Origin of the sequence: Microvirga sp. 2YAF29, assembly GCF_052114605.1 — a bacterium.
In the GTDB taxonomy this organism is placed as follows: domain Bacteria; phylum Pseudomonadota; class Alphaproteobacteria; order Rhizobiales; family Beijerinckiaceae; genus Microvirga.
Genome location: NZ_JBFRFB010000029.1, coordinates 1 through 7862 on the forward strand (window position 1 = coordinate 1; position 7862 = coordinate 7862).

At 55.5% G+C, this 7862-nt stretch carries 7 protein-coding genes and 2 pseudogenes; 7 read left to right on the top strand and 2 right to left on the bottom strand.

What is annotated here, in order from left to right:
* The 7 genes and pseudogenes from AB4Y85_RS19175 to bktB all read left to right on the top strand — a co-directional run.
* Positions 1-171 (top strand): annotated as a pseudogene (locus AB4Y85_RS19175) (electron transfer flavoprotein subunit alpha/FixB family protein); the annotation flags it as partial.
* Between the two features lie 64 nt (positions 172-235).
* The gene (locus AB4Y85_RS19180; RefSeq protein WP_441986504.1) at positions 236-1027 is read left to right on the top strand and encodes a 3-ketoacyl-ACP reductase; all 792 of its coding nucleotides are present in this window, start codon (positions 236-238) and stop codon (positions 1025-1027) included.
* 65 nt (positions 1028-1092) lie between these two features.
* Positions 1093-2148 (top strand): MBL fold metallo-hydrolase, encoded by a 1056-nt coding sequence (locus tag AB4Y85_RS19185; RefSeq protein ID WP_441986505.1) that lies wholly within the window; start codon positions 1093-1095, stop codon positions 2146-2148.
* A complete protein-coding gene (locus AB4Y85_RS19190) occupies positions 2149-3048 on the top strand; it encodes an SDR family NAD(P)-dependent oxidoreductase (protein ID WP_441986506.1) in 900 nt (299 codons plus the stop codon).
* Between the two features lie 23 nt (positions 3049-3071).
* Positions 3072-4289 (top strand): acyl-CoA dehydrogenase family protein, encoded by a 1218-nt coding sequence (locus tag AB4Y85_RS19195; RefSeq protein WP_441986507.1) that lies wholly within the window; start codon positions 3072-3074, stop codon positions 4287-4289.
* Positions 4286-5329: a phosphotransferase gene (locus tag AB4Y85_RS19200; RefSeq protein ID WP_441986508.1), complete on the top strand. Its 1044-nt coding sequence runs from the start codon at positions 4286-4288 to the stop codon at positions 5327-5329. The genes AB4Y85_RS19195 and AB4Y85_RS19200 overlap by 4 nt, the downstream gene beginning before the upstream one ends.
* Positions 5330-5355: 26 nt before the next feature.
* Positions 5356-6549: a beta-ketothiolase BktB gene (gene bktB / locus AB4Y85_RS19205; protein WP_441986509.1), complete on the top strand. Its 1194-nt coding sequence runs from the start codon at positions 5356-5358 to the stop codon at positions 6547-6549.
* Between the two features lie 329 nt (positions 6550-6878).
* Here bktB and AB4Y85_RS19210 read toward each other — a convergent pair whose 3' ends face one another.
* On the bottom strand, positions 6879-7190 hold the full coding sequence (locus AB4Y85_RS19210; protein ID WP_441986510.1) for a LysR substrate-binding domain-containing protein: 312 nt from the start codon (positions 7188-7190) through the stop codon (positions 6879-6881).
* A gap of 525 nt (positions 7191-7715) precedes the next feature.
* Positions 7716-7862: pseudogene (locus tag AB4Y85_RS19215) on the bottom strand (3-hydroxyisobutyrate dehydrogenase); the annotation flags it as partial.

Genomic DNA, 7862 nt, shown 5'->3' on the forward strand with positions numbered 1-7862 from the left:
GTGGGGATCTCGGGCGCGATCCAGCATCTGGCCGGGATGAAGGATTCCAAGGTGATCGTGGCGATCAACAAGGACGAGGAGGCCCCGATCTTCCAGGTCGCCGATTACGGCCTCGTCGGCGATCTCTTCACAATCCTCCCTCAGCTCAACGGGGCGGTCCAAGTCTCATGAGAGACTTCATAAAGACTGGGTGGCCTCTACGAAATCGCGACAAGACCAGAATCGAGGATGCTGCATGAGCGCAGATAGCAGAAGACAACGGATCGCTTTCGTTACCGGAGGAAGGCGTGGTATCGGACAGGGTATCGCGTACGCGCTCGCAGAGCAGGGATTCGACGTGGTCGTCAATGACGTTGTGCGCGACCAATCCGCAGAGGAAACGCTTGCGGGAATTTCACAGCGAGGAAGACGCGGCGCATTCGTCTCAGGGGATATTTCGAATGTGGAAGATCACGAGAGAATCGCTACTGAGGTCTGGAACGCGTTTGGGCCAATATCGTGTCTGGTCAACAACGCGGGCGTTCAAACAGCCTTCCGCGGAGATATGCTGAACGTTCCGGTCGAAAGCTTTGACCGTTTGATCTCGGTTAACCTCCGCGGATCCTTTTTCCTCACGCAGCAGATTGCTCGTCGAATGATCGAAGAGCCCGCTGGCGAGGTCACGCGTCCTGAACGCTCGATCATTTTCATTTCGTCCGGAAACGCTGTTATCGCGACCCAATCACAGGCTGATTACTGCATATCCAAATCAGGTATCGCTATGATGAGTACCCTGTACGCGTTGCGTCTTGCAGAGTTCGGCATCGCGGTTCACGAAGTTCGGCCAGGAATCATCCGCACCGACATGACCGCGGATGTCTTTGATAAATATGACAGCTGGGTCAAGGCAGGCGGCTTTCCAATCACCCGATGGGGCGAGGCCGATGATATCGGAAGAACAGTGGCCGTCCTAGCTTCTGGTCTTCTGCCTTACTCGACCGGACAAGCCTTCCATGTAGACGGAGGCATTCACATTCGTCGTACCTGACGAGGGAGTGAAGTCTTGACGGCGATCATCCCAGTAGACTCTCCGTCTTCAGAGTCCAGAGAAAAATGCTGATTCACAGTTCGAGTTTACACTTTCCATTTCCAGATGCTCCGAAGCCGCTCAGTTTGACAGAGGTTGCACCGGGCGTCCTATGGCTTCGTCTGAAGCTCCCGTTCAGGCTCGATCACATCAACGTATACCTTATTGAGGATGCAGCGGGCTGGACGCTTGTCGATGCAGGATTGGGCGACGTCGCTGGACTTGATGCCTGGAGTTCCCTCCTTGATGGACCACTGTCGGGCATGCCGATCACACGCTTGATCGTAACCCATCATCACCCGGACCACGTTGGGGCAGCAGGCTGGCTAAGCCGGCGGCTTAATGTGTCGCTTTATATGGGGGAAGCCGAATACCGGATCGCTCAAAATATTCTGCTCAGTCCATCCGCTCTGGATTCGGAAGATCATCGCCGCTTCTATCTTGATCATGGCTTGGATGCCGGAATCACAAGTGAAGTAGTGGCAATGGGGCGTAAATATCAGGAGATGGTCACGATCCTGCCATCGACCTTCTGTCCGCTCATACCCGGAAGCTCAATCCAGATTGGAAAGCGTAACTTTGTCATACTGAGTGGTGGCGGGCACTCTGCTCAGCAGTTGATGCTCTACTGCCCTGCCAGCGGCCTGTTCTTCGCTGCGGACCAGATACTTGCGCGGATTTCACCGAATGTTGGAGTTTGGTCCGCTGATCCAAACGGGGATCCGCTCAGCCTCTACATCCAATCTCTCGACGACCTGAAAGGCCGCATGCCCGATGACGTCTTGGTTCTGCCAGGGCATGATCTCCCCTTTCGTGGATTGCATAGACGTGTCGATGAGTTGAAGGATCACCACAAGTCCCGTTGTGCCGTCATAGAAGTAGCCTGCGAGGAGGCGCCCCGATCAGCTTCTGAGCTCACAGGCATACTATTCCCAAAGGTGCAGGATGTGCACCAAATGCGCTTTGCATTCAGCGAGACCCTTGCTCACATCAATACAATGGTGACGAGCCAGAGGCTCCGGTGGGTGAAGGCTCACGGATATCCTAAAAAGGTGATGAGTCTTGACCCAGAGAAACAATAATTGTGCGGACCCGATAGAAACCTCCATGCCAAACGAGTCGGATGCGATCATTGGCTGTACGAGAAGGTCTTCCCCTCGTCGTTCAAAGAAGTTTGCTCCCTTCATATTCAGAGGAGACTTCCCATGAAACCGGACAATGATCCGCGCTTCTCGCTTGCTGGGCGCACGGCAATCGTAACCGGTGCATCCAGTGGCATCGGGCGCCATATTGCACAAACCCTTGCTTCTGCCGGTGCCAATGTGGTCCTCGCAGCCCGTCGCCGTGATCGTCTCGAAGAGGTTCAGAAGGAGATCGAGGAAAAAGGTTGTCGGGCTTTGAGCGTCGAGCTGGACGTCACGGACCGAGCAAGCGTAGAACGCGGCTTCGAGATTGCCGAGGAAGAGCTCGGCCCCATCGATATCTTCATCAACAACGCTGGCACCGCCGATACCGCTCCCTTCCTCGACATGACGGAGGAGGCTTGGAGCTACGTTCTTGAAACCAATCTCACTGGTGTGTGGCGCGCCGCTCAGGTCGCTGCGCGACGGATGGCGGCCAGGAAGCGTGGGTCGATCATCAATATATCCTCCGCTTTAGGGGTGGCGGTACAAAGAAATCAAGCGAACTATGCTGCGGCTAAAGCGGGCGTCATTCAACTTACACGCGTCATGGCGCTCGAGCTTGGGCGTTCGAATGTGAGGGTGAATGCAATTGCTCCAGGGTATTTCCAAACCGAGATCAATGCTGAATTCTTTTCAAGCCCTCAAGGAGAGGCTTACGTCGAGAAACTTTTCCCCCGTCGTCTGGGCAGTCTCGCGGAGCTGGATGGACCCATTCTCATGCTGGCATCCGACGCGGGAAGTTTCATGACCGGCTCTGTAATTCCCGTTGAAGGCGGCGCTATGCTGAAGAGCTTCTAGCAGAGCAATCGAGGAGAATGATTGTGGATTTTGTTCCATCAAAGAAAACACAAGATCTCGCCCAAAGGATGACGGCATTCATGGGCGAGCATGTCTACAGGGCAGAGGCAGCGTATCATGCGCATGTGGACGCCGCGCCTAATCGTTGGTCCATTCCTCCCATCATGGAGCAGCTGAAGACGAAGGCGAAGGAGAACGGCTTATGGAATCTCTGGCTTCCCGAGTCTGATCGCGGAGCGGGTCTTTCCAACCTCGAATATGCTCCGTTGAGCGAGATCATGGGGCGTTCCTTGATTGGCCCGGAAGTGTTCAACTGCAACGCTCCTGATACGGGGAACATGGAGGTTTTCACCCGCTACGGCACACAGGAGCAGAAGAAGCGCTGGCTCGAACCGTTGCTGAACGGCGAGATCCGTTCCGCCTTCTGCATGACCGAACCGGAAGTGGCATCATCCGATGCAACGAATGTTCGGTGCTCGATCGTGGCGGATGGCGACGAATATGTGATCAACGGACGCAAATGGTGGGCGAGCGGAGCCCTAGACCCGCGTTGCAGGATCATGATCGTCATGGGAAAAACGGATCCCGATGCGGAGAGACATAAGCAGCAATCCATGATTCTTGTACCGACCGACGCAGACGGTGTGAAGATGATCCGTCCTATGCAGGTTTTTGGACACGATGATGCGCCTCATGGTCACGCAGAAATCGTATTCAATAATGTACGTGTTCCTAAATCGAATATCCTACTGGGGGAAGGGCGAGGGTTCGAGATCGCACAGGGGCGTCTCGGCCCAGGTCGCATCCACCATTGCATGCGCTTGATCGGCTGCGCACAGCGGGCATTGGAAATGATGTGTCAGCGCGCGCATGAGCGGGTCGCATTCGGGAAACCGCTTGCGGAGCAGGGAACTGTTCGGGAAGAGATCGCCTGCAGTTCTTGCGAGATCGCCCAGGCGCGTCTTCTCACGCTGGCTGCCGCCGACAAGATGGATCGTGAGGGCAACAAGGCTGCCCGCGACATGATTGCGATGATCAAGATTGTCGCGCCTTCGATGGCTCAAACAGTCATCGACAGGGCCATCCAGATATTCGGGGCGAAGGGTGTGAGTCAGGATACATTCCTCGCGGACGCCTGGAAATATGCCCGCACGATCCGAATCGCCGATGGTCCCGATGCCGTGCACTTGATGAGTCTTGGGAAGCAGGTTCTCAAGCAATACGGAACTGCGAACGCATGAGCGATATCGCCCATCTCGACCTTGAGAAGCTCACACCTTACCTGGAAGCACGATTGCCGGGCTTTCGCGGCCCTATAACGGTGCGGAAATTTCCAGGTGGGCAGTCCAATCCAACCTTCCTAATTGAATCTGCCTCCGGTCATTATGTCCTCCGCCGCAAGCCTCCTGGTGTTCTGCTGCGCTCCGCTCACGCAATCGAGCGGGAATATCAAGTCATGAGTGCCCTTGACGGAAGCGATGTGCCTGTTCCCAAGGCTCGGCTTCTCTGTGAGGATCCTTCGATCATTGGCACTCCGTTTTTCGTGATGGACTTTCTCCAGGGCCGGATATTCTGGGATCCTGCATTGGTTGAAATCCCGAAGGAAAAACGAGCTGACTATTTTAAGGAGATCGCGCACGTTCTTGGCGCCTTGGCGGGGCTCGACGTGCAGGATGTCGGACTGACGGGTTATGGGCGAAGCGGAAACTACGTTCAACGCCAGATTTCCCGATGGGTAGAACAATATCGGGCTTCGGAAACCGAAACCATCCCGGCGATGGAGGATCTGATCAGGAGCATGTCAGGCTGGCAGCCTGAGGATGGGCGCATCACTCTGGTGCACGGCGACTTCCGTCTCGACAACCTTGTCTTTCATCCGACCGATCCGGTGATTATCGGGGTTCTGGACTGGGAGCTTTCCACACTTGGCACGTCCCTGGTCGATCTGTCCTACTTCTGCACGATGCTATACTTGCCTCGGGACGGGCATATCAAGGGTCTTGGCGATCTGAACCGATATGAACTGGGAATACCATCGAATGCGGCTCTTATTCATGAATTCCAGCGACATAGTCAGATCGATGTTCCGGACGATTGGAACATGTGGCTCGCCTTCCATGCATTTCGCTTCGCTGCCATCACACAGGGCGTTAAAAAGCGCTATCTCGACGGAAATGCATCTAGCTCGGACGCTTCCGGCGCCGCTGCCATGGTGGAGGTCGCGGCCTCTCTAGGCCGTTCATTCCTGGATACGCGTCCGACTGCAATTACACATTCTTAAACAGGTGTTTGAAAGTAAGCAGCGCTATGACTTCTTCACGTAACGACGTTTTTATCGCGAGCGCAGTCAGAACGGCAATCGGCGGTTTCGGCGGCTCCCTGAAAAACCATGCTCCGACGGAGCTCGCGGCTCTTTGTACGAAAGAAGCTGTTGCCCGTTCAGGATTGGAGGCAGGCGAGATCGGCCAGGTCTTTTTCGGACATGTCATCAACACCGAGCCCAAGGATATGTATCTCGCTCGCGTTGCCGCATTGAAGGCTGGTCTTCCGATTGAGACGCCAGCCATGAATGTCAATCGCCTTTGCGGCTCCGGCTTGCAGGCCATCGTCAGCGCGGCGCAGGCCATCACGCTCGGCGAGTGTGAAACTGCCGTTGCCGGTGGCGCAGAGGTGATGAGCCGTGCACCATATCTCCTCCAGTCCGCCCGATGGGGGCAGAAGATGGGAGACAGCACGATTGTAGACGCGCTGGTTGGCGCGCTCAGTGATCCGTTCGGGCACGGCCATATGGGCGTCACGGCGGAGAATATTGCTCGGCGACGGCAGATCTCTCGTGAGGAACAGGATGCATTTGCCGCCGAGAGCCACAAGCGTGCCGCGCAGGCACTCGCGGAGAAGCGCTTCGCGGATCAGATCGTGGGTGTTACGGTCAGGGATGGAAAGAGCGAGCGCATTTTTGACACTGACGAGAATGTTCGCCCGGACGCCGCAGTCGAGAAGCTTGCCGGTTTGAAACCCGTCTTTGAAAAGGCAGGTACGGTGACTGCCGGCAATGCATCGTCAATCAATGATGGCGCGGCGGCTTTAGTTCTCACGAGCGAAGATGCTCTCCAACGCAGAGAGTTGAAACCGCTCGCGAGGATCATCGGCTGGGCGCATGCCGGCGTAGAGCCGGATGAAATGGGACTTGGGCCTGTTCCTGCGGTTCGGCGGCTCCTCGAGCGTACGGGTCTCAAGATCGGTGATTTTGACGTCATCGAATCCAATGAGGCTTTCGCTGCGCAAGCCTGCGCCGTGGCGCGGGATCTCGAGTTTCCGGAGGAGCGGGCCAATCCAAATGGCGGAGCTATTGCTCTGGGGCATCCAGTGGGTGCGAGCGATGCGATCATCGCGCTGAAAGCGATCTATGAGCTCAAGCGAATAGGCGGTCGCCGTGGCCTCGCCACGATGTGCATTGGCGGAGGGCAGGGAATAGCTGTCGCATTCGAATTGGTTTCCTAGCATAGCTGCCGAACATGCCCGGCATCCTTATGAAAGGATCAGAATGACCTATCGCGGGCCTGTCGAGGACGTTCTCTTCACTCTCAATAAGGTCGCAGTACTTGGTGCAACAAGAGCGCTGGTGCCCTGAGTTCCTTCGCTTCCTGCTTGCACGCCATTTATCGGCAGTTTCCGCGCAGCCCTTGAGCTTGTTTTCGCGCCGTTCGAACTTTTTCTCTGACGCTGCAGGAACAGAGGCAGTAAGGCTGTAGCCGATCAGGCCGCTGGCCTAGCTTCAGATATCCTCATCGAAACTGAAGCCATCGTGAGCATACATAGCTTGGCGCTATTCACTTGGCCATTCTGCGGCTCTGCTCGGAGGTCGCTTTTTTGGGTCTGGTCTGCATTTGTTGAACGACCAGCAGCGCAACTTGCCGGAACGACCGAATAGCGGGCGTATCTTTGCCCCGTTGCCATCCGAGCGCGACATGGACAGGTTCGGACTTTTCCAGGATGTGCAGGAAACTGACACCTCTCGGATGTAGGTTTCTGGCGGTCTCCGGCACAATGGCAATTCCGATACCCGCGCCGACCAGGCCCACGATCGTGTGGATCTGCGTTGCATGCTGGTGGAGACAGTCACCTGCGAACCTGTCTCCGATTAGCTTTCCCTGTTATTAGCGAAAGTACTGGGAAATTCACACAGCAAGGTCCTATTTGATAGGCCGTCTGGCAAGATTTTCGCAGAGGCAACATCTACTTAGGCTGTCGGTCCCTGTGCGCAATAACAGGGAACATTCTTTTCTGAACAGGGATCCATGGAGAGTGAAACAGAGCACCTAACTTTTAAAAGAAAGGTCTTGGTTCGATACCCACCTGGGTAGAATAAGAGACCATAACCTCAACTACGCATTAAATTAGAACGGTTATCGGCGTGCCAAAGGATTAGAGCTAGCTTATAAACGATGCTCAGCTCTGCACCTAATGGTTGATCGTGCTGTGAACTTCAGCTTGGTAGGTCTGGCAAGAGCGCAGCAATATATGACATTATCCAAGCTCTAGCCTGCTGCCAGCACGAGCCCAAATTGCAGGTTATTAGAGCGTTCAGCGAGGGCAGTATGCAATCCGCCAATTTTGGATATGCATTGCCGTTCCTTATCGATCTACTGACCATGACGCGCGTCAGCTCACTTCTTCCCGCGGATGAAGTTGATGATGCCCGAAAAATCGTCGCCCTCGTGTCCGCCATTGTTGAAGAGCGCGTAGAGCTGGGCGGCTTCGGCGCCCAGCGGCGTCGAAGCGCCGGAGGCAAGGGCCGCTTCCTGCGCGAGCTT

Coding starts and splice junctions, on each gene's coding strand:
- AB4Y85_RS19180 (WP_441986504.1), top strand. CDS start 236: ATGAGCGCAGATAGCAGAAGACAACGGATCGCTTTCGTTACCGGAGGA.
- AB4Y85_RS19185 (WP_441986505.1), top strand. CDS start 1,093: ATGCTGATTCACAGTTCGAGTTTACACTTTCCATTTCCAGATGCTCCG.
- AB4Y85_RS19200 (WP_441986508.1), top strand. CDS start 4,286: ATGAGCGATATCGCCCATCTCGACCTTGAGAAGCTCACACCTTACCTG.
- bktB (WP_441986509.1), top strand. CDS start 5,356: ATGACTTCTTCACGTAACGACGTTTTTATCGCGAGCGCAGTCAGAACG.